19 protein-coding genes, 1 tRNA gene and 1 pseudogene are annotated in these 23,314 nt (G+C 46.4%); 17 read left to right on the forward strand and 4 right to left on the reverse strand.

All coding sequences use genetic code 11. The annotated features are described in order from the left end of the window. Window positions 1–31: 31 nt before the first annotated feature. From F453_RS0109430 to F453_RS0109450, 5 genes and pseudogenes are all read left to right on the forward strand, one after another. Window positions 32–1,213, forward strand: a complete 1,182-nt coding sequence (locus F453_RS0109430) for a metallophosphoesterase (RefSeq protein WP_026292537.1) — start codon at window positions 32–34, stop codon at window positions 1,211–1,213. A 376-nt stretch (window positions 1,214–1,589) separates the two neighbouring features. Continuing rightward, entirely contained in the window at window positions 1,590–2,348 is a 759-nt protein-coding gene (locus F453_RS0109435) for a lysophospholipid acyltransferase family protein (RefSeq protein ID WP_018967801.1), read from the forward strand. A 96-nt stretch (window positions 2,349–2,444) separates the two neighbouring features. After that, entirely contained in the window at window positions 2,445–3,194 is a 750-nt protein-coding gene (locus tag F453_RS0109440; RefSeq protein WP_018967802.1) for a polyprenol monophosphomannose synthase, read from the forward strand. Window positions 3,195–3,471: 277 nt separating this feature from the next. After that, complete coding sequence (mfd, locus tag F453_RS0109445; protein WP_018967803.1) at window positions 3,472–6,876, forward strand: transcription-repair coupling factor; 3,405 nt, start codon at window positions 3,472–3,474, stop codon at window positions 6,874–6,876. 96 nt (window positions 6,877–6,972) lie between these two features. Further along, a pseudogene (locus F453_RS0109450) lies at window positions 6,973–7,278 on the forward strand (GNAT family N-acetyltransferase); the annotation flags it as partial. A 207-nt stretch (window positions 7,279–7,485) separates the two neighbouring features. Here F453_RS0109450 and F453_RS15330 read toward each other — a convergent pair. Continuing rightward, window positions 7,486–7,923: a hypothetical protein gene (locus tag F453_RS15330; protein WP_018967805.1), complete on the reverse strand. Its 438-nt coding sequence runs from the start codon at window positions 7,921–7,923 to the stop codon at window positions 7,486–7,488. Between the two features lie 645 nt (window positions 7,924–8,568). On the opposite strand from F453_RS15330, the gene F453_RS0109460 reads away from it, so the two are divergent. From F453_RS0109460 to F453_RS0109475, 4 genes are all read left to right on the forward strand, one after another. Beyond that, window positions 8,569–8,790: a DUF4492 domain-containing protein gene (locus F453_RS0109460; protein ID WP_018967806.1), complete on the forward strand. Its 222-nt coding sequence runs from the start codon at window positions 8,569–8,571 to the stop codon at window positions 8,788–8,790. A gap of 110 nt (window positions 8,791–8,900) precedes the next feature. Further along, window positions 8,901–10,463 (forward strand): cytochrome ubiquinol oxidase subunit I, encoded by a 1,563-nt coding sequence (locus tag F453_RS0109465; RefSeq protein ID WP_018967807.1) that lies wholly within the window; start codon window positions 8,901–8,903, stop codon window positions 10,461–10,463. Window positions 10,464–10,663: 200 nt separating this feature from the next. Beyond that, window positions 10,664–11,806, forward strand: a complete 1,143-nt coding sequence (locus F453_RS0109470; RefSeq protein ID WP_026292538.1) for a cytochrome d ubiquinol oxidase subunit II — start codon at window positions 10,664–10,666, stop codon at window positions 11,804–11,806. Between the two features lie 349 nt (window positions 11,807–12,155). After that, on the forward strand, window positions 12,156–12,845 hold the full coding sequence (locus F453_RS0109475; protein WP_018967809.1) for a peptidylprolyl isomerase: 690 nt from the start codon (window positions 12,156–12,158) through the stop codon (window positions 12,843–12,845). 1,250 nt (window positions 12,846–14,095) lie between these two features. Here F453_RS0109475 and asnA read toward each other — a convergent pair. Further along, the gene (gene asnA, locus F453_RS0109480) at window positions 14,096–15,133 is read right to left on the reverse strand and encodes an aspartate--ammonia ligase (protein ID WP_018967810.1); all 1,038 of its coding nucleotides are present in this window, start codon (window positions 15,131–15,133) and stop codon (window positions 14,096–14,098) included. Between the two features lie 309 nt (window positions 15,134–15,442). Between asnA and F453_RS0109485 the strand changes: the two genes are divergently transcribed. From F453_RS0109485 to F453_RS0109515, 7 genes are all read left to right on the forward strand, one after another. Then, a tRNA-Arg gene (locus F453_RS0109485) sits at window positions 15,443–15,516 on the forward strand. A gap of 179 nt (window positions 15,517–15,695) precedes the next feature. Further along, entirely contained in the window at window positions 15,696–15,914 is a 219-nt protein-coding gene (locus F453_RS15710) for a hypothetical protein (protein ID WP_148295822.1), read from the forward strand. A 243-nt stretch (window positions 15,915–16,157) separates the two neighbouring features. Continuing rightward, complete coding sequence (locus F453_RS0109490; RefSeq protein ID WP_018967811.1) at window positions 16,158–16,382, forward strand: DUF3791 domain-containing protein; 225 nt, start codon at window positions 16,158–16,160, stop codon at window positions 16,380–16,382. Beyond that, window positions 16,379–16,855, forward strand: coding sequence for a DUF3990 domain-containing protein (locus F453_RS0109495; protein ID WP_018967812.1), 477 nt, complete (start codon window positions 16,379–16,381; stop codon window positions 16,853–16,855). The genes F453_RS0109490 and F453_RS0109495 overlap by 4 nt, the downstream gene beginning before the upstream one ends. Then, window positions 16,852–17,073 carry a hypothetical protein gene (locus F453_RS0109500; protein ID WP_018967813.1) on the forward strand — a complete coding sequence of 74 codons (222 nt, stop codon included), beginning with the start codon at window positions 16,852–16,854 and terminating at the stop codon, window positions 17,071–17,073. The genes F453_RS0109495 and F453_RS0109500 overlap by 4 nt, the downstream gene beginning before the upstream one ends. 624 nt (window positions 17,074–17,697) lie before the next feature. Then, the gene (gene pepT / locus F453_RS0109510) at window positions 17,698–18,921 is read left to right on the forward strand and encodes a peptidase T (protein ID WP_018967815.1); all 1,224 of its coding nucleotides are present in this window, start codon (window positions 17,698–17,700) and stop codon (window positions 18,919–18,921) included. 286 nt (window positions 18,922–19,207) lie between these two features. Then, window positions 19,208–20,755 (forward strand): L-lactate permease, encoded by a 1,548-nt coding sequence (locus F453_RS0109515; protein ID WP_025790023.1) that lies wholly within the window; start codon window positions 19,208–19,210, stop codon window positions 20,753–20,755. Window positions 20,756–20,892: 137 nt separating this feature from the next. On the opposite strand, the gene queF is transcribed toward F453_RS0109515, so the two are convergent. Together queF and F453_RS0109525 are read right to left on the reverse strand one after the other, a co-directional pair. Continuing rightward, window positions 20,893–21,357: a preQ(1) synthase gene (gene queF / locus F453_RS0109520; protein WP_018967817.1), complete on the reverse strand. Its 465-nt coding sequence runs from the start codon at window positions 21,355–21,357 to the stop codon at window positions 20,893–20,895. Between the two features lie 210 nt (window positions 21,358–21,567). After that, window positions 21,568–22,257, reverse strand: coding sequence for a queuosine precursor transporter (locus F453_RS0109525; protein ID WP_018967818.1), 690 nt, complete (start codon window positions 22,255–22,257; stop codon window positions 21,568–21,570). A 248-nt stretch (window positions 22,258–22,505) separates the two neighbouring features. On the opposite strand from F453_RS0109525, the gene F453_RS0109530 reads away from it, so the two are divergent. Then, a complete protein-coding gene (locus F453_RS0109530; RefSeq protein ID WP_018967819.1) occupies window positions 22,506–23,132 on the forward strand; it encodes a Type 1 glutamine amidotransferase-like domain-containing protein in 627 nt (208 codons plus the stop codon). Window positions 23,133–23,314 lie beyond the last annotated feature (182 nt).

Below are 23,314 nucleotides of genomic sequence, written 5' to 3' on the forward strand. Positions count from 1 at the left end.
AGATCAGGGGCGTAAAAACAACATTTAGCAAGTGATTTCAAGAATACTCATACCTCTATTATTAGCCATCCTCTTGCCCGACCTCTACATTGAGCGACGCAATTGGAAAAGCAAACGCAAGGCGAAATGGCCTTTGCGCATACTCAGATGGGCGCTTAGCCTAGGCATGGTGGTGTTTACCATCATGATGGCAGATGCCAAAAACTTCATCCCCGACAGTGTTGAGATGCTCAATATCTACCTCATTTGCCTGGGATTATTGGTCGTACCCAAGTTTGTTTACGTGGGTTGCGCCATCATTGGGCGCGTGTTTGCCCGACTCAGACATTCAACCACCAACTGGGGAAAGGCCGTTGGCTACCTATTGGCTGGCATTTGCCTTTACGTTTTTGCTTATGGCTGGATATTCGGAGCCAATAAACTGAACGTAAATCACGTGGAAATATACTCGCCCGACCTGCCCGAAGGCTTCGATGGCTATCGTATCGTGCAGTTTACAGATGCCCATGTGGGTAGTTTCACTGGCAGTCATGTCCACCTTTTGGAACGTGCCGTCGACACAATCATGGCTCAACAGGCAGATGCCATCGTGTTCACAGGCGACTTGCAGAACGTGCAGCCCTCCGAACTCTATCCCGTTCGCGAACTGTTAAGCCGTCTGAGCGCTCGCGATGGCGTGTTTTCGGTGCTGGGCAACCACGATTACAGCATGTATTTCAATGGTCCTGAGGCCGTAAAGATCGCTAACGAACGCGAAATGATTACGCGCCAGCGACAGTTTGGCTGGGATTTGCTACTCAACGAACATCGTGTGATACGTCGCGAAGCCGACTCAATCGTTATCGCAGGTACTGAAAACGACGGCAAAGCACCATTCCCTTCGCGCGCCGACTTGCCAAAGGCACTCAAAGGCGTAAGCAAAAGCGCCTTCGTGGTGATGCTTCAGCACGACCCCTCGGCTTGGGAACGCAATATTTTACCACATAGCCACGCACAACTAACCCTCTCGGGGCATACCCATGGCGGTCAAATAAGTCTCTTCGGACTGCGCCCCACTCGCTTTAGCTATAAGCAAGACAAGGGATTATATACCCAAGGGCAACGCTCGCTCTTCGTTTCATCTGGTCTGGGCGGTGTTGTTCCCTTCCGTTTTGGTGTTCCGCCCGAAGTGGTGGTTATCACCTTACGGCGTGGAAAGGTGGCTGAGAGGTAGTAAAAGGGGTGTTTTGAGAAGTTAAGGAGTAAAGGAGTTATGGAGTTAAGCCAAATGAATAGGTGGCGTTAGTCATTTTTTCAACTTTTCACCTTTTCACCCTTTCACCTTTAGAGGTTATGGAGTAAAGGAGTTAAGGCAAATGAATAGGTGGCATTAGCCATTTTTTCACTCTTTCACCTTTTCACCCTTTCACCTTTAGGGGTTATGGAGTTAAGGAGTTAAGGCAAATGCTTTGTTACAAATATCCTTGCAAACTCGTTAACTGATCAATACGAACGATGATAATAAATCAATCAGTAAGGCAAGTAACCACCCTCACACTCTGGAGAGGCGTTGAAGGTTAGGCTATGCTTTTCGTCAATAATAAACAACAATGACAATTCTCTATCGCATCTACCAATTGTTTGTGGCCATCCCCCTAATAGTCTTGGCCACGGTGCTAACAGCCCTCGTCACCATCGTGGGATGCTTCATTGGCAACGGACACTTTTGGGGATATTACCCAGGAAAGTGTTGGTCGTGGTTTATTATTCGTATTTTGTTCCTGCCCATCAAGGTTGAAGGGCGTGAGAATTTACAGCCAGGGCAGTCGTATGTGTTTGCTGCCAACCATCAAGGTGCGTTCGACATCTTCATGATTTACGGCTTTTTGGGGCGTAACTTCAAGTGGATGATGAAACAATCGCTACGCAAGATACCGCTCGTGGGCAAGGCTTGCGAAGCCGCACACCATATTTTCGTAGACAAGCGTAGTGCTGCAAAGATAAAGAAATCTATCGACCAAGCCCGCCACACCTTACATAACGGCATGTCGCTGGTTATCTTTCCCGAAGGTGCACGCACCTTTACGGGGCATCTCGGCGTGTTTAAGCGTGGTGCTTTTATGCTGGCCGACGAACTGCAACTACCCATCGTACCTGTTACCATTAATGGTTCGTTCGATGTGATGCCTCGAACACGCGACCTCAAATGGGTGCATTGGCATCGATTAAAACTCACCATACACGCCCCGATAATGCCAATTGGACAAGGAGCAGACAATACGAAGTTCTTGGAAGAACAGAGTTACGAGGTGATTATGGGTTCGCTGGTACCCGAATATCAGGGATTTGTACCTAACCCCGACCAATAATCGCACCCAAGCAACCAAAAAATACGCACATATAGCATTGCACTTCTGAGAAATAGCCTTACCTTTGCATAAGTAGAACCAACACAGTTACACGGCATGAACACAAGCGACAGCATCGTTATCATACCCACATACAACGAAAAAGAAAACATCGAAAAGATTATTCGAGCCGTCTTCGCGCTTGAAAAATGTTTCCATATCCTCGTTATCGACGACGGCAGCCCCGACGGTACGGCAGCAATTGTTCGCCAACTGATGGACAGCGAGTTTGCCGACCGCCTGTTTATGCTCGAGCGTAAAGGCAAGTTGGGACTGGGAACCGCCTACATCACAGGCTTCAAATGGGCCTTAGAACGCGATTACCAATATGTTTTCGAGATGGATGCCGACTTCAGTCACGACCCTGCCGACCTGCCTCGCCTATACGCTGCATGCCACGACGAGGGCTACGACGTGGCCATTGGTTCACGCTATGTTAGCGGTGTGAACGTTGTTAACTGGCCCATCGGTCGTGTACTGATGAGCTATTTCGCCTCCAAATACGTGCGTTTCGTCACTGGCTTTAAAGTTCACGACACCACAGCAGGCTTCAAATGTTATCGCCGACGCGTGCTTCAGACCATCCCGCTTGATGAAGTGCGTTTCAAGGGCTATGGTTTCCAAATCGAAATGAAGTACACCGCCTATAAGATAGGGTTTAAAATTAAAGAGGTTCCTGTGATTTTCGTCAACCGTCGCGAAGGAACAAGCAAGATGAGTGGTGGCATCTTTGGCGAAGCTTTCTTTGGCGTTATGCGGTTAAGGCTCGATGGCTGGCTACGAAAATATCCCGAAATAAAACAATAAATACACCCGAATGTGGATGAAAAGGAGTGGAAAGCATTGGTGGCTTCCACTCCTTTTCATGGCATTATGAGTTTGCAAGATTATGAGTTCGTGAGTTTTTTAAGTTCACCAGTTACTAAGTCTGTAAGTGCTCAATACAATATTATGCAGTCACAACCCATAAACAGACGAACATTTATCCACAAACGCAGGAACGCTTAAATACATAAGCCCACGCAGTTAAGAACTCACAAACACATAAACTCACCACATCAGCCTCTCAAAAAATCGCATATTGATGAACCTACAACAAATATACGCAGGACAACCACAAGCTGCCGCGCTCGACAAGGCCCTTGCCGATGCTGCTGTTCGCCGTATTTTCCTCCAAGGGATGGTAGCTTCTGCTGCACCTGTTTTCTTCTCGGGCATGGCACAACGCCACCCGCAAACCATCCTTTTCGTATTGCAAGATGCCGACGAAGCTGGTTATTTCTATCAAGACTTGGTGCAACTGATGGGTCAGAACAATGTGCTTTTCTTCCCATCATCATATAGGCGTGCCGTGAAATACGGTCAGCGCGACGCAGCTAACGAAATATTGCGCACCGAAGTGTTGGCTCGCCTTGCAGCAGAGAGGCCAACTTACGTGGTTTGCGCTCCCGATGCGCTGAGCGAATTGGTTGTTTCAAAGCAACGATTAGACGAACGAACGCTGCGACTAAGCGTTGGGCAAACCATCGATACGGTGCAAATGGTGAAAAGCCTGCGTTCTTTCGACTTCCACGAAGTGGACTATGTGTATGAACCTGGACAATTCGCCGTACGCGGTAGCATCGTAGATATCTACTCGTACAGTCACGAATTGCCTTTCCGTATCGACTTCTTCGGCGACGAAATCGATACTATCCGCACCTTCGATGTCGAAAATCAGCTATCGAAAGACAAACGCGAGGCCGTTGAGATTGTTCCCGAACTGGCACGCCAATCCAACGAAAAGGTGTCGTTCTTAACGCTTTTGCCCCCCGATGCCCTACTTGTGATGAAAGATTTTGGCTATGTTCGCGACACCATCGAACGTATCTACGACGAGGGTTTTGCGCATCAGGCCTTAGAAGCACAACTTGATGGCGCCACCGAAGTGGAACAACAGCAGATACGCACAGCCATGCAGAAAGAGTTGCAGCTGCTTACGGCTGGCCAATTTGCCCACGATGCTGCTACCTTTCGCCACATTTACATCGGCAGCAAACCTGCCGATGAGGTTCAAGCCACCATTACCTTTCACTTCTCGGTTCAACCCCTGTTTCACAAAAACTTCGACTTGCTGCGTCAAACGCTCGAAGACTATCAGCTACAAGGCTATCAATTGGTGCTTCTGGCCGATAGTAAGAAGCAACAAGAACGCCTTCGCGACATCCTTTCAGCCGAACAAAAGTCGGCCGCTCCACTGCAAATGGAGGTGGCAGGCGACTTCACCCTACATGCAGGATACGTGGATAACGACCTTCGCATCTGCTTCTTCACCGACCATCAGATATTCGACCGCTTTCACAAATACAACCTCAAAAGCGACCGCGCACGTGCTGGTAAGCTGGCGTTAACGATGAAAGAACTGCAAGAAATGGAACCAGGCGACTTCATCGTGCATGTAGACTTCGGTATTGGTAAGTTTGGCGGACTGGTTCGTGTGCCTACTGGCAACTCGTATCAAGAGATGATACGCATCGTTTACCAAAACAACGACAAGGTAGACGTATCCATCCATTCCTTATATAAGATTTCGCGCTATCGTAAAGGTACAGCCACCGAGCAGCCAAGACTGTCGACATTAGGCACGGGAGCATGGGAACGACTGAAAGAAAAAACCAAGAAGCGCATCAAAGACATTGCGCGCGACCTGATTAAGCTCTATGCCAAACGGCGCACCGAACGCGGATTTGCCTTCAGTCACGATTCTTTCATGCAACACGAACTAGAAGCTAGTTTCCTTTACGACGACACCCCCGACCAGTTGAAAGCCACAACCGAGGTGAAGGCCGACATGGAACGCGCCCGCCCCATGGACCGTTTGGTGTGTGGCGACGTAGGTTTCGGCAAGACAGAGGTGGCTATACGCGCCGCGTTTAAGGCTGCATGCGACTCCAAACAAGTTGCCGTGATGGTGCCCACAACGGTTTTGGCCTTCCAACATTTCAAAACTTTCAGCAAACGACTTGAGAATCTACCCGTAAGGGTCGACTATCTGTCGCGCGCTCGTTCGGCTAAACAAACCCGACAAGTGCTCGACGACCTCGCGGCAGGTAAGATTGACATCATCATTGGCACGCACAAGCTTATCGGAAAGACCGTAAAATGGCACGACTTGGGTTTGCTCATCATCGACGAAGAGCAAAAGTTCGGCGTGTCTACTAAGGAAAAGCTGCGCACACTTAAAACCAATGTCGACACCCTCACCATGTCGGCCACGCCCATTCCGCGTACGTTGCAGTTTTCGTTGATGGGTGCACGCGACATGAGCGTGATGCGAACACCGCCCCCCAACCGTCATCCCATACATACGGAGATAGCTACTTTCGACGGGGCATTCATCGCCGAGGCCATCAACTTTGAGATGAGCCGCAACGGACAGGTGTATTTCGTGAACGACCGCATATCAAACCTGCCCGAGTTAGCCAACATCATACGCAAGCATGTGCCTGATTGTCGCGTGGTTATAGCGCATGGACAGATGAAGCCAGAGGACTTAGAGAATGCACTTATCGACTTCATGAACCACGAATACGACGTGTTGCTATCCACATCGATTATCGAAAACGGCATCGACATTTCTAACGCCAACACCATTATCATTAACCACGCCCACAAAGTGGGACTAAGCGACCTCCATCAGATGCGCGGCCGTGTGGGCCGAAGCAACCGCAAGGCTTTCTGTTATTTGCTCGCACCTCCCCTATCGGCCTTAACACCCGACGCCCGACGTCGTATGGAAGCCCTCGAAACCTTCTCCGACCTAGGCAGCGGCTTTAACATCGCCATGCAAGACCTTGACATTCGCGGTGCAGGAAACTTGCTCGGAGCCGAACAAAGTGGTTTTATGGAAGACTTGGGTTATGAAACTTACCAGAAAATTCTATCTCAAGCCGTCACCGAACTACGTAACGACGAGTTCGCCGACCTATATGCCGAAAGCATCGAGCAGGGAGAAGAGGTGGGAGGCGACCAGTTTGTGGAAGACTGCGCACTAGAAAGCGACCTCGAAATGTATTTCCCCGACAACTATGTGCCAGGAAGTAGCGAGCGCATGTTGCTTTATCGCGAGCTCGACAATATCGAGAGCGACGACGAACTAGATGCCTATCGCAACAGGCTTATCGACCGCTTCGGTCCTGTTCCGCCACAAGGCGAAGAGCTCATGCAGGTGGTAGCCTTGCGAAGAATTGGCAAACGACTAGGTTGCGAGAAAATTATGCTGAAACAAGGGCGCATGCTCATGCAGTTTGTTAGCAATCCCAACAGTGCTTACTACCGGTCGAAGGCTTTCGACAACGTGCTTACTTACATCGCCAACAACCCGCGCCGATGCGACTTAAAGGAAATAAAAGGCCGCCGAATGATGCATGTTTCGGACGTGCCAACGGTAGGCGACGCAGTGAAAGTGTTGCGCACCATCGAAAACAAGCCTGCTCCCACAGCGAAGTAAGACGATGCTCATACAACATACACCTTATATATATAGGACGCGAGTGTACCATATCCAACCCGCTAACAACATCCATGGCGCACCTTCACTGCGCCAACAAACATAAAGAAGACAGCAATAATGACAATCAATCACACCAACAACAAGCAGAACGGCGAGTTCGTGGCCTTTGAAGGCGAAGAAAAACTGGGCTATCTCTCCTACGATTGGGTAGATGCCAACCACTTCGCCATCATGCATACTGTGGTTTCGCCCGAATATAAGGGCAAGGGCATCGGCAAAATATTGCTCGATGCAGCCGCCGATTACGCCCGTAAAAACAACAAAAAGATACAAGACGTATGTTCTTTCGTCACCGTGCAGTTCGCCAGAAGCGATAGGTACGATGACGTAAAGACATAAGAGAGTGTAGCCCAGGCGAGGACCTTAGCCTTTATCCTTATTTATGCCTTAGTTACAAAAAGGACTCTGCTGCTAAGTCGTGTGAATGGATCTTGGTGTTATTAAAGCTCCTTACCATGTTTTAATTTTCATTTCTTGCATTAACTTTTATCTATGCAAGAAAGAAAAACAAGCATAGCAAGGGATAAAAGCTATGCTTGTTGAAATTCATGCTCGTTCAAGCCTGTGTCGTGTATAGATGTATAAGCCTGCAACCACGCAAATTATTGAGTATACCACATAGGGAGACATCGGCAATAGACCACCTGAACACATCGTAACATAGAGCAATAGGGCTGTAACACCTACAGAAGCTATATCAAGATAGTTTCGTAACAATGTTGCATTCTGCTCTGTTTGTACAACTGAACCTATATAATTCATTTTGTAGGGATCCTTGATATACCTGCGTAGGATAGCATAAATTAAGCAGGAAACGAGAGGAAGGACAAGAATAAACTGTTGCGCGCCATAGTTGGTAACATGTCCAAGAATGTCCCAGTGCAAAATTATAGATGATTTGTTTAGAACAATAAAAATTGCTACACCTAAGTTTGCAATTAAGAACAATATGGCTATTAAATTTAAAATCTTTGTAGTCTTCATCTTTGATATTCTTTTTGGGAAATGATATCCAGTGTTAACTGAATTAAGTTGGTTCAATCGGGAGATCTTTTAAAGTGATGTCAAGAATACAATTAAGTGTATTTCAAGAAAAATCAATATGTTTTTACATGCAGCAGTACACTTAAATGTGGTTAAAAGTGTAAGCGTTGCGGGAGGTTGAATCAATATTTTACTCATATTTAAAATATGTTGTTGTTCATTCCATTTCGCTTTGGGTGGAGCTATTAGTTTTTTGAAGTGGATTTATACTGTAGGATGTTCAAAACTTTCTAAATGCAAAAATCGTCTTTTTTGAGTGAAGTTGTTCTTTTTAAACGCGATTTTTAATCTTCTTTAACTGTAGCTTGTGCCTATTGGAGGGTTTAGAGCTTTTTAATGGAATTCAAAATCGTGTGCTTTTATCCGCTTAACTTGTGAATGGTGTTACTTTCACCCTTTCACGTTTTCACCTTTAAAAGCCTTTCTTTGCTACATTGATTTCTTGGTTTGCACATATGTAAGCCTGCCTATGCAAAGTTCAAAACTAGGGAAACGTATTTCTTCTTTGGGTAAAATAATGTCTGTATTGCATGCTTTATTACAATATTTTTCTTATATTTGCACATTGTAAACATTACAATAACAATGAACAAGAGAAGCTTTTGGTATCGCACTTTCGACCTTTACTATGATGGTTTCAGAAGCATGACACTGGGTAAGAAGTTGTGGTTGGTGATTCTCATCAAGCTCTTCATCATGTTTGCCATACTCAAAGTGTTTTTCTTCCCCAACTTCTTAAAGGCTAATGCACCCAAGGGAGAGGAAGCCGACTACGTGTCGCGCACGCTCGATCAACGCCAAAGATAACAAGGGGCACCGCAGACACGGGAAATTGGGCATGCCATAAACAGGCAGACGGAATACCCGAAAAAGGCGAACCACACAACAAGAGAAACAAAATAACATTAAAATAAACTATGTTCAATCAACTATTTCTAGACATTTCAACGGGTACAATAGACTGGTCGCGCGCGCAATTCGCCCTCACGGCCATGTACCATTGGCTCTTTGTGCCACTAACACTTGGCCTTGCCATCATCATGGGCATCGCCGAGACCTGCTATTATCGCACGAAGAAGCAATTTTGGAAAGATGTGGCGCACTTCTGGCAGAAGCTTTTCGGCATCAACTTTGCCATGGGCGTGGCCACAGGTATTATCCTCGAGTTTCAGTTTGGCACCAATTGGAGCAACTATTCTTGGTTTGTTGGCGACATCTTTGGTGCACCCTTGGCCATCGAAGGCATTGTGGCCTTCTTTATGGAAAGCACCTTTGTGGCCGTAATGTTCTTTGGATGGAAAAAGGTTTCGCCTGGTTTCCACCTCGCTTCAACATGGCTTACGGGTATCGGAGCCACCATTTCGGCTTGGTGGATATTAGTGGCCAACGCTTGGATGCAATATCCCGTGGGCTGCGAGTTCAACCCCGACACCATGCGCAACGAGATGGTGAGTTTCACCGACGTTGCCCTGTCGCCCTTCGCAATAGATAAGTTCTGCCACACCGTAACCTCTTCGTGGATTGTTGGCGCTGTTTTCGTGGTGGCCGTTAGTGCCTATTATCTGCTAAAGAAGCGCGAAATGGAGCTGGCTAAGCAAAGTATGAAGATTGCCGCTAGCGTTGGGTTCGTCGCTTCGTTGCTGGCTGCAATGACGGGCGACACCTCTGCCTACCTCGTTGGTAAGGTCCAGCCAATGAAACTGGCTGCTATGGAAGCTCTCTACAAAGGTGGCGAAAGTCAAAATCTCACGGCTGTGGCTTGGGTAAACCCCTTCGAAACGCCTAATTGCCGTGAAAGCAAAGAGCACGCGCTTTGCGTTTCCATCCCCTACGGTCTTTCGCTGTTGGCTACACACAGTCTTCACGGCTTCGTTCCTGGCGTTAACGACCTGCTTGATGGCTACGTAAAGGCCGACGGAACACGCGAACCATCGGTGAAAGAGAAGATGGTGATGGGTAAGGCGGCCGTTAACGCACTCATGGTTTACCGCAAAGCCAAAAAGGCAGGCTACGAAGCAACCGCCCAAAAGGCATTGCCTGTGATCAAGGCCAATATGAAATACTTTGGATATGGCTATGTTGACAAGGAGGAACAGGTAATACCCAACATTCCCCTTACCTTTTGGTCGTTCCGTGTAATGGTTGGCTTGGGTACGTTCTTCGTGCTTTTCTTTGCCGTTCTCACGTTCGTTTGCTACCGCAAAGATGTGTCGCGCTATCGTTGGCTACTCATTTTGGGCGTATGCACTCTGCCAATGGGCTACATTGCCTCTGAAGCAGGATGGGTTTTAGCCGAATTAGGTCGCCAGCCTTGGACCATCCAAGACATGCTACCCACATGGGTGGCCGTGAGCGATGTTAAGCCTGCCTCCATCGCAACAACCTTCTTCCTCTTCTTGGGCTTGTTCACCACGCTGCTCGTGGTTGAAATAAGCATCCTGGTTAAACAGATAAAGAAAGGTCCCGAGTACGGAAAATAAACGCTAACCCCATATTCGGCCATTAAGATAAACGCTCTTTTGCCCTTGCCTGTAGCCTTTGGCGCACACACACCGATGGGTAACGAGCTTGCAGAAAACCGGCACAGCCTGCCCCAATGCACTGCGTTTGCAAAACCTGCACTGGCGAATGGCGTGCTGAAAACCTGCAAAAGCCGAACAAAAAGAAAAGAAATAAACTCATGTCATACGAATTTTTGCAACATTATTGGTGGTTCTTGGTGTCGCTCCTAGGCGCGTTGCTCGTGTTCCTGATGTTTGTTCAGGGAGCCAACACCCTAATATTCACCCTCGGCAAAACCGAGAACGAACGTCGGTTGGTGGTCAATTCCACTGGTCGAAAGTGGGAATTCACCTTCACCACATTGGTGGTGTTCGGTGGAGGCTTCTTTGCTTCGTTCCCCTTATTTTACAGCACCAGCTTCGGCGGAGCCTATTGGCTTTGGATGATCATACTTTTCTCGTTTGTTATACAAGCCGTTAGCTACGAGTTCCAAAACAAGCTGGGCAACATGCTGGGTGCTCGCACCTTCCAAACGTTCCTCATCATCAATGGCGTTCTTGGTCCGGTGCTCTTGGGTGGCGCAGTAGCCACGTTCTTCAATGGGTCTAACTTCATTGTAGACAAAGGCAACATCACCACCATGGCACAACCCGTTATCAGCCGTTGGGCCAATGCCAGTCATGGACTCGATGCCCTACTCGACCTCTGGAACGTGGTTCTAGGTGTGGCCGTGTTCTTCTTGGCACGCGTATTGGGCTTGCTATACATTATCAATAACGTAGCCCACGCCCCCGTAGTTACCCGTGCCCGCAAGCAATTGCGCCTTTGCACGGTGGTGTTCTTGGCTTTCTTCTTAAGCTTTTTGGTACACCTGATGTTGAAAGACGGCTATGCTTACGATCCGCAAACAGGCATCATCTCTATGCAGCCCTTAAAATATCTGCACAACCTCACCACGATGTGGTACCTCACCATCGTGCTCTTAGTGGGCGTAGCCTCACTGCTCTACGGCATTGTACGCACCCTTCGCGATGCCAACTTTAATCGAGGCATCTGGTTTGGTGGTGTAGGTGTGGTGTTGGTAGTGTTGGTTTTGCTGCTTTGTGCAGGCTGGAACAACACGGCCTACTATCCTTCTAACACCGACTTGCAAAGCTCGTTAACCATCGTCAACAGCTCTGGCAGCAAGTTTACGCTAACGGCCATGTCGGTAGTGTCGCTTCTTATCCCCTTCGTATTGGCCTATATCTTTGTCGCTTGGCGTGCCATCGACCGCAAGCCTCTTACCGAAGAGGAGATTATGAATGGCGAAGGCTATTAAAGGAAGATGGTGATGTGTGAGTTTTTGAGGTTATAAGTGGGTGAGTTTATGAGGTGCAGAGGTGGTGAGTTTATAAGTTTGTGAGTTCGTGAGCTGTTGTGCTTAACAGTTAATGAGCAATGAATGCTGAAAGCTATGAGTCCAAAACTTATCAAGTTGTAAACTCAAAACATCACAAACTCATAAACTTACCACCGCAAAAACTCAACAAACTTATAAACTCACCACCTCATAAACTCAAATACTCACAAACTCACCCACTTATAAACTCACAAACTCACCACCTCAAAAACTTATAAACCCTGTACCTCACAAACTCAACAACTAAAAACCTCACAAACTTACAGATATGAAAAAAATATTGTTCGCCTTACTGCTCGCCATGTTCAACATGGTGGCCATGGCCCAAACGCAGGCCGATACGATTCGGCATCAAGTGCTGTTCGAAACCAATATGGGTACTATCCGTGTGGTTTTGTACAACGAAACACCCAAACACCGCGACAATTTCTTACGCTTAGTGAAGTCGGGGTATTACAATGGCACCCTTTTCCATCGTGTAATCGAGAACTTTATGATACAAGGTGGCGACTCAACTTCACGTCATGCGGCCTTTGGTGAACCTGCTGGCGGCTATGCACCAGACTACACCGTGCCTGCCGAAATTGTATTCCCGATGTATTACCACAAACGCGGAGCGTTGGCTGCTGCACGCGAAGGCGACGATGTGAACCCCAAGTGGGAATCGTCGTCTGCCCAATTCTACATCGTTTACGGCAAGCGCATGACCGATTATCAGCTTGATGCCGTGCAAGCGAAGTTAGATTTGAAAACCAATGGCAATGTAAAGCTGACGCCCGAACAACGCGAAACCTACTTTAAAAAAGGTGGAACGCCACACCTCGACGGAACTTATACGGTGTTTGGAGAAGTAGTTGAGGGCATGGATGTGGTAGAAAAGATACAGAAAACACCCTGCGACGACAACAACAGGCCTTTCGAAGATATGAAAATTATCAAAGCTGTTGTGGTGAAGTAATTGCATACGCTCTACCATTATCCCATTGTTACTACCCCCATCCTAGGGATATTGCATTTAAAATAAGGGATGCAACTTGCCTTAAAGTGGGATATTGATATTTTAAAGCGGGATGTTGCAAGGTGAAATATTGCCTAGCAGCATCCCGTTTTTCATGTTTTCAACTAGCAAACATTGCTCTAGTTCGGAATAAGATACCATTTGTTTTGAACAAGACTAAAGCATAATGGCACCCACATACCATATTCTATGGACATGTCCAGATACTAAACAAGATTCGGAATTAAGCACCATATACTTGAACTAGCCTAGATGCAACAACATCTATTATGCCATCTACCGCGCAGCAGTTGGTATAAATAGCATCTTCTCGTATCTTCGCCTTGTCTAAAACGTATGGCGCCTCATCTCGATCACGCTTATTAGATATGAGTTTGGGATAACATCAAACTTATAACAGCCGATGTTTATGTTCATGCCATTGGCCCATCTACCGCGTAGTGGTTGGTCTGTTGGTAGGGCAGGGTTGCGAACGAAGTGAGCTACCCTGTCTAAGTGATGTTTACAATCCCACAAGGCCGTAGGTCTTGGTCTTTTTCCCATTGTTTAGTTTGTATGGAGATATTGATTGTTTATGGGTGCAATTTAACATGCAGGAAAAGGAAAGGGTGTCGATAAAGAGGCGGAATAATAGGCAGAAGAAGAGAACGTTGCGCCCATTCATCATCTAGAAGCATTCATCGGAAACAAACTAAGACCTACACCCTTGTTTGCTCTCTGCGCTACTTAGACAGGTTAGGTCGCTTTGGTTTCCAATCCAGCCCTAACAAAAGACCAACCGCTACGCGGTAGTTGGCGCAACATCCCTCACACATACATAAGTGATGAGGAGTTGTTGGTTAACTCAAACAAGCCAAAATAAGCATTCTGTTTACTGCTGGAAAGCATTGATTATGCGTTATTTAATGAAGTCGGGTGCTACATAACAAAAGTGCGGGTGCTACAAAACTTCATCTGGAACGCCATTCCAGATAACATGGAACACCATTCCAGATAAGATGGAACACGATTCCAGATAACATGGAACAGCATTCCAGTTGATATGGAACAAACCGAGAATTTAAAAAGCATGCCTTGAGGGCTTAATTTTCGCTTTTCAAACACAAAACGATCAGCACGTAACTGACTTAAACAAGCAAGACATTAGGCACGAAAGAAAAAATCAAATAAGTAAAAAGCTGTGTGCCCAATTAGATTAACGGCATACCGGCGGCTTCGCAGAGGGCACGCATTTCATCACTCCAAATGCTGGCTTGTATCTCGCCTACATGCGCCTTTTGCAACAAAACCATACACAACCGACTTTGTCCGATACCGCCACCGATGCACAAGGGCAACTTGCCCGACAGTAACTGACGATGGAAATACAGTTCCGTACGGTTCTGCTGACCCATTATTTCAAGTTGGTGCAATAAGGCTTCGGCATTCACACGAATACCCATCGAAGACAGTTCTACCGAGCGCCCCAACACGGGATACCATATTAAGATGTCCCCATTAAGCCCCATGTGCCCGTCTTCGGCCTGTGTCGACCAGTCATCATAGTCGGGTGCGCGACCATCATGTCGTTCCCCGTCACTCAGTTTACCACCAATACCCACGATAAACACCGCCCCATACTTCTCGCAAATGGCTTCTTCGCGCTCTTTCGGCGTGAGATGGGGGTACATCTGCAACAATTCTTCGCTGTGCACAAAATGTATTTCGGGTGGAAGGAAGGGTTGGAGGGTGGGATAGGTTTCGCAAGTGAGATACTCGGTACGCAATATCGCCGCGTAAATACGGCGCACGGTCTGCTTCAAAAAGCTAAGCGTGCGTTGCTCGGGGGTAATAACCATCTCCCAATCCCATTGATCTACGTACAGCGAATGCAAGTTATCCAACTCTTCGTCGGCGCGAATGGCGTTCATATCGGTGTAAATGCCATAGCCTGGCTTTATCTTATATTCGGCCAGCGTTAGGCGTTTCCACTTAGCCAGTGAATGTACCACCTCGGCTCGAGCATCTCCTAAGTCCTTGATGGGGAACGTAACGGGGCGTTCGATGCCGTTAAGGTCGTCGTTAATGCCCAAACCTTGCATCACGAAAAGCGGTGCCGTAACTCGGCGCAAACGCAGTTCGGTGGAGAGGTTTTGCTGAAAAAAGTCCTTTATCAGCTTTATTGCCTGTTCTGTTCTCACCTTGTCAAGGAGGGCATGGTAATGTTCTGGCCGTATCAATGTGCTCATAGGTCGAAATGTTATTTTGTTGTACAAAGGTAGCAAAATAAACAACAAATGGGCAAAACACGGAAAATAATATCACAATTTGATGTAAAATAAGGTATTTATACGTCATTTAGTCATCATTATTGGTCATTTCCTGCGCATTATAAAATCAAGATATAGCACACACCTTTGTAGCTTACCCAATAAATTGCGCCCTATATTGGTGTTAATCCCAATAAAGTTAAGGCTGTGCAAAACCATACTTTTCGTTGCACCACATTTGCTCAAACCAACAAAAATGCTTACTTTTGCATCGCAATAAACAATAAAGGCCTCGTAGTTCAGCTGAATAGAACGCAGGATTCCGGTTCCTGAAGTCGTGGGTTTGAATCCCGCCGGGGTCACAAAAGGGGAATGCTAGGGCGTTCCCTTTTTAAATTTGCAAATTGGCCTTTTCAACAAATATACGCGGTATGTTAAAAACAATAACGAAACGAAGACACAAACAACTTTGTGAAAGAAGTTCTGATATTGCTAAACTACACTACTAAAAGACTATCATAACAGTAAACAAACAAAGCAAATGAAAAGACTCTTACTCTCCCTAACTTTATCGGTTTTTGCCATTTCCACATCTTGCAAAAACGAGGAAACCGTTTATATATGCACAGGTCCAAAGGCTGAAGTGTATCATGCAAGAAAAAACTGTCGCGGTTTAAATAGGTGCAGTGGCAGCATCAAAACGGTTTCGCTGTCTAAAGCCGTGCAAATGGGCAGGCGCGCCTGTAAGATTTGCTGGTAAAACGCAACGCGATTAAAGTATATCTACCACTTAACTAAAATCATACTAAGCGTTTAAAAGCATCGGCAAATATTGAAAATGCTTCGCACTGCAATTTGGTATACTCACATTATTTTCCTAATTTTGTAATCGAAGCAGGCGATGCGCAAACTGTTTATCAGTCAATCGCTCTATTGAAGTACGGCAGTCGTAACTTAGCATATTGGCGTAAGCCGTGTGTCTTATATAAATAAGGAGTGGAATATGGAATACAGCGCAGAAGAGAAACTGGAATGGTCCATCTACTTTATTCATGAATTCGGAAAGAGGTATGGGCTAACGATGAAGCAAGCCTTTGGATATTTGCAACGGTTCAAAGGCATTGATTTCATCGATAAACATTATAGCTATGCTCATACACAATCGTTCGAAACAATGTTGGACGACATTTCACAATATTGCCGCAGAATGGGAGGAGAATTACAATGAAGCTTTATCATGGCACTACAAGTGAATTCGACGAGATAGATCTCTCGAAATCGAAACCAAACAAAGACTTTGGACGTGGTTTTTATTTATCTGCCGAATTAGAACAGGCAAAAGACTTTGCCCAAACACGCGCTCTTTTGTTAGGAGGTTCACCCGTAATAGTGAGTTATGAGTTTGACGAAAGGTTGCTCACTTCAAACGAGCTAAAAGTTAAAACCTTTGGGGATTATACGGAAGAGTGGGCAAATTTTATCCTCGCAAATAGAAACAACACTTCAAACACGCTCATTCACAATTACGATATTGTAATTGGTCCTATCGCAAATGACCGTGTAGGTCTTCAGTTAGTTAGGTTTACCAACCGCGACATTGACATGCCCACACTCATTAGAAGGCTAAAATTCATGAAAGGTAAGACTATTCAGTATTACTTTGGTACGGAACTCGCCATTAAACATCTGAAACGATTATGAACGAAAAAGAAGAGATGAAGGCATACTTGGTGAAAGAACTAGCCTTGATGCTGATTGAAAACAACAAGGACATTTCAATTGAGGAGGCTCTGACCACAATTTTCAACTCCGAAACATACGAAAAGCTGATGAGCGATGCTACAAAGCTGTATTATCAAAGCCCAGGATACGTGTTCTCGTTTCTGAATAACGAACTGAAAACAGGAAAGATGGCATGAGCCAAACGGAGTAACCTGCATTGTCCGTTCGACATTCAGTTAAATAAAAAAGAACATAGTAAGTATTGTATCGTTATGCAATAGTATCTACAAACACTCACACAGAGGCACAGAGAATGCAGAGAAATATAGGCAGTTGTTGTCGAAAACAATTATTTGAAGTTTCTCTCAAGTAGTTCGCAACGCCTTCAAAGTGCTTTTATGAAGACAAGTTTCGAATAAGGCAGTACCAAAACAGACTTGATGGTTATGATCCAAACACAACAATATCCTTTGCCTTTATCATTAAAAGAAATAGTGCTTTTGTTTCGCCTTTTTGAAACATTTCGTATCTTTGCATAACCAACTGCTGGCCCTAGGTCTAGTTCTTGGCGACGGCCAAAGGTGCGCAGCAACCCTTTTTATCCAACAAAGCAAAAGTCAACTTTACATTAACAATAACAAAAACATAAACCCATACGAACGGCTAAGCAACGCGCATTGTCTCTCGACATGACGAAACAGACGAAGGACAGCCACAACAGGCGACCCACCCAATAAGAAAGGAACGCCTATGCACAAGCCAAACCATGCGGACTAAACCAACGCCAAGACCGCGCGGTTCGTTCAAACTTAAAACCAAACATGGAAATAACAGAAAGATTTATCAATTATACCAAGTTCGATACACAGTCGGACGACAGCTCGGAGTCGGTTCCGAGTACCCCGAAACAACTCGTTTTCGCCGAATATTTGAAAAAGGAGATGGAACGAGAAGGCCTAAGCGACGTGGAGATGGACGACATGGGCTATCTCTATGGCACGCTGAAAGCCAACTGCAAAAAGAAAATTCCAACCATCGGATTTATCTCACACTACGACACTAGCCCCGATAGCAGCGGCAAAGACGTTAAGGCACGCATCGTGAAAAACTACGATGGAGGCGACATCGAACTGTCACCTGGCATCGTTTCGTCGCCAACAAAGTTCCCCGAACTAAAAAACCACGTGGGCGAAGACCTCATCGTGACCGACGGCACCACGCTTCTTGGAGCCGACGACAAGGCTGGAATAGCCGAGATTATGCAGGCTGTATGCTGGTTGCGCGACCATAACGAAGTGAAACATGGTGACATTCGCGTGGCCTTTAACCCCGACGAGGAGATTGGTAAAGGTGCACACAACTTCGATGTAGAGAGGTTTGGCTGCGAATGGGCATACACAATCGATGGCGGAGACCTTGGAGAACTGGAGTACGAGAACTTTAACGCCGCTGGCGCAAAGGTAAACATCAAGGGCGTTAGCGTGCATCCGGGTTACGCCAAAGGAAAAATGATTAATGCAAACAGATTGGCTTGCGAGTTCTGTAACATGCTTCCAGACGACCAAACACCTGAAACGACCGAGGGATATGAGGGCTTTTACCACCTCATTGGCATGCAGACCAGCACCGAAACAGCCAAACTGAACTTCATTATACGCGACCACGACCGCGACAAGTTCGAAGATCGCAAGGCGTTTTTTGAGAAATGCGCCCGCACCATGAACGAAAAATACGGCGAAGGAACGGTTGAAGTGGTGCTAAACGACCAATATTACAACATGAAGGAGAAAATAGACCCCAACATGCACGTAATAGACATCGTTTTGCAAGCCATGATGCAGAGTGGCGTTTCGCCCAAAGTGAAGCCCATACGCGGTGGAACGGATGGTGCGCAACTAAGCTACAAGGGACTGCCTTGCCCAAACATATTCGCTGGAGGTGTAAACTTCCACGGACCTTACGAGTTTGTTTCGGTGCAAGTTATGGAGAAAGCCATGAACGTTATCGTTAAGATATGCGAGATTGTGGCCGACTATAACGATTGAAAAGTCCAATCAACACGCCATAACAGCGCACAAACCCTAGCTGGCTAAAAGGCATAACTAAGCTAGAAATGAACTTAGAGACATTCCAAAACGCGCTATAAGCAAAACCAAATACGGGGCGAACGTTCTTTAAGAGAGCGTTCGCCCCTCAACATTTTATATCTTTAAAGAGCAGCTTATCCAGTATTTTTTGCTATATTTGCCAAATACAATGTGGGGCGAAAGCGACCTATCGCCTACGCCACACATACAAACACAACCCTCTAACCCAACAAAACAGCACCCTATGGCCGCACTCGTTTCAGTTCTTCCCATCGTTCTGCTCTTCGTCTTGATGCTTGGTTTCAAGATGGCAGGCCACCGCAGCGCCTTTGTCAGCTTGCTCGCTACGGCAGCTATTGCCGTATTTCTCGCACCAGCCATGAACTTCGCACCCGAGGGTTTCACACAAATGGGCGTGGCATGGGCTTTTGTTGAGGGGGCGCTCAAAGCCGTTTTCCCCATCCTCATCATCATTTTGATGGCGCTTTTTAGCTATAACGTACTGGTGGAAAGCAAGCAAATAGAAGTTATCAAGGCCCAATTCACCTCGTTTTCCGACGATGATGGCGTAACCGTGTTGGTGCTCGTGTGGGGCTTTGGCGGACTTCTTGAGGGCATGGCAGGCTTCGGAACGGCCGTGGCCATTCCCACAGCGATACTTATTTCGTTAGGTTATAAACCATTGTTCAGCGCCTTGGTATCGCTCATCGCCAACACCGTGCCCACAGGTTTCGGTGCAGTGGGCGTGCCTGTGATAACCTTAGCCAACGAGATTGCACCTGGTGGAGCTGCCTCGCAAGAACTTATCTCGCAGCTATCGGTATATGCCGTGATGCAATTATCCTTGCTTTACCTCGTTCTCCCCTTTATCATCCTCACGCTAACCAACCGCAGTCGGGGTGCAATACTTAAAAACCTGCGACTCGCGCTGTGGGTGGGTGCTGTGTCGTTAGGGTCGCAATACCTCGTGGCACGTTATCTCGGAGCCGAGACGCCAGCCATTATCGGCTCGTTATCAGCCATCGTGGCCATCGTGATTTACGCCAAACTGTTTGCACCGAAGAAAAAAGCAGAAAACAAAAAGGCATACACCGCCAGTCAAACACTTAGGGCTTGGGCAGTGTACGCCTTCATCTTATTGTTCATTCTACTTTCAGGGCCACTCTTTCCACCCATCAACGCCTTCTTAAAGTCTACATTGGTGTCGCGCATCGCTCTGCCCATACACGCTCCAGGCACAGCTTTCTCGTTCGCTTGGATAGGTAACGCGGGCCTCATGCTATTCTTAGGCACGGTATTGGGTGGCTTAGTGCAAGGTCTTTCACCTCGGCAGCTACTTGTTTCGCTAGCTCGCACGGTGGTAAACCTGCGCAAAACCACGGTCACCATTATCTCACTCGTGGCCTTAGCAGCCATAATGAATTATGCAGGCATGATACTTGTCATCGCCGACACGCTTGCCAACATCACGGGCAAGGCCTATCCGCTGTTCGCTCCGTTAATTGGTGCTATCGGAACGTTCGTTACGGGCAGCGACACTTCTTCGAACATACTCTTCGCCAAGCTGCAAGCCAACGTGGCAACGCAACTTCATCATGCCGACCCTAATTGGATTGTGGCCTCTAATACCACAGGTGCTACGGGCGGTAAGATGATTTCGCCACAAAGCATTGCCATCGCAACGGCCGCTTGCGATATGCAAGGCAAGGACGGAGAGATACTGAAATCGGCCCTACCTTATGCCGCCTTGTACATCATTATTGGTGGACTGATGGTGATATTTGCGGGCTAATTGGGAGCAAACGATTAGGCGGATAGACTGGTTAACCAGTCTATCCGCCTAATTATCCAATCGTTAAATTGCCCACTTATCAACTAGTCAACCTGTAAACTTGCACACTTGCCAACTAGTTAACTCATAAATATCCCTCATCCTCCATACTCCGCAAAACGCTTTTCTGCCATTTCTGCATACTTTGTATTGGGCATTCCGTAGTTGGCGAAGGGGTGAATGCTGATGCCGCCACGAGGTGTGAACAACCCAACGACCTCAATATACTTTGGATTCATTAGTTTAATGAGGTCTTTCATGATAATATTTACGCAGTCTTCGTGGAAATCGCCGTGGTTGCGAAAGCTGAAAAGGTAGAGCTTTAAGCTCTTACTCTCCACCATTCGCACGTTAGGCACGTACGATATACGTATCTCGGCAAAGTCGGGTTGCCCCGTAATGGGGCATAATGAGGTAAATTCAGGGCAATTAAACCTTACCCAATAATCGTTCTCAGGATGTTTGTTTTCAAACGTTTCCAACACTTCGGGCGCATAATCCATGCTATATTTCGTGTTGTTTCCCAACAATTTTAAGCCCTCGGTTTCTCTTTTCTTATCCATTTCGTTATCTTTCTTGGGTTTATAAGTTTATAAGTTGTTAAGTTGGTGAGTCTTAGAAACCATATCATTCACAAGTTCATAAACTAAAAGCCCAAAAGCTTATCAACTTAAAAACTCATTAACTCATTAACTAACAAACTAATCAACTCAAAAACTCACAAACTAATCAACTCAAAAACTCACCAACTTAAAAGCTCATCAACTCACAAACTAAATGCTAAACACACGCCAGATGCTGTAATTCACATCGTTGTCGTAGGTGTCAACTTGCTCGTGTCGTTTCACATAACGTACCACGCGGATGGTCAACGGCAACACAACAATCTCGTAAGCGGTCTTCAAAATCACCTGCCAAAGCATCAACCAAGGCAACTCTTCGGTGGGAACAACGCCCCACAAAGCTAGCGGAAAGAAGATGATTGAATCTACCGACTCGCCGAAAATGGTGCTAACCACTGCACGCAACGAGAAGTTTTTGCCTCCCGAAGACAGCTTCATCTTGCTCATGATGTAGGCGTTGACAAACGATCCACAAACGAAAGCCAAGAAAGAAGCGAACGCTATGCGGGGCGCCAACCCGAAAACGGCATGAAAACCCTCGTCGTTGGTCCAATAAGGTGCACCTGGAATGGCGTCGCAAATGGCTCCCAGCGATACGAAGAAGAAGTTCATGGCAAAGCCCGTCCATATCAATAGGCGCGCCTTTTTATATCCCCACACTTCGCATACGCAGTCGTTGATGATATACGACACAGGGAATACAATCAAACCACCCGTCAAACTGATTGAGCCAAACGCTATTTGCTTTGTTTCTAACACGTTTGCCGCTATCAGACAAACGCAAAAGAGTATGCTGAAAAGCATGAACAGCACACTCACTTTATTATCCTTGTTGTTCATAATTCTTGTTTTTAAAGAGGTTTACCAAGCACTCTATACATTTTTTTCGTCTGCAAAGGTACTACTTTTTTCGCGTTTCCTTTTCTTATTCGCTGGTTTTTATTAATTTTGGAAGCCGTTAAACAAGTCGGTAAGTTAATTACGCCACGCGTTAACGACTTAACTTGCAGACGCATTAAACACCTATATAAAGACGGGAAAGCCCGTAGAGGCAAACATCCCACTTATCTATTCACAAATGACATTCAATGATGGTTAAACTATTCTTATGCTCCTATTTTGCCGCTGTTTCGTCTTTCACGCCCCAATTTGTAGGTGGCGACTTGAAGGGTAAAAAGTTGGCGTTCATCCCTACCGCAAGTTTGTTCGAAGAATATACCGACTACGTAGACGAAGCCAAAGAGGCTTTCGAGAATTTGGGACTAAATATTGAAGTGTTGGACGTGAGTAGCGCGCCCAAGGATTTAATCGAACGCACACTGCAAAGTTGCGACTTGATTTATGTTTCGGGCGGAAACACGTTTTACCTACTACAAGAACTGGAAAAGAGTGGTGCAAAAACCATTATACTTGAGCAAGTGAAAGGAGGCAAACCCTACATTGGCGAGTCGGCCGGCTCAATCATTTTAGCCCCCAACACTTCGTATGCAAAAGACATGGATGAAGCCGAAAAGGCTGCACCACAATTAAATTCGTTCGAAGGTTTGGGACTGGTAGACTTCTATCCGCTCCCCCATTACAAGAGTTTCCCTTTCGAAGAAGTTACCGAAAAAATGCTTGTCAAATATGCCAAGCTGGGGTTAAAACCCATCACCAACCAGCAGGCGTTGTTTGTAAACGGTAACCAAACCACGCTTATAGAGGTTAAGCAATAGGCCAAAAGGCTGAATTTGGCGAATAAAAGGCGTTAGATTGCAACGTACATGTTTACGAACCTACACGCCCAACACCATTCTAAACATGGTAGCCACGTGCTTACCATGCAAGCAAAACGTCCACTTCACCCGTTTGGGCTAAACAAAAATCAGGCGTGATGTACCTTAAAGGTATTTCACGC

Origin of the sequence: Hoylesella loescheii DSM 19665 = JCM 12249 = ATCC 15930 (assembly GCF_000378085.1) — a bacterium.
In the GTDB taxonomy this organism is placed as follows: domain Bacteria; phylum Bacteroidota; class Bacteroidia; order Bacteroidales; family Bacteroidaceae; genus Prevotella; species Prevotella loescheii.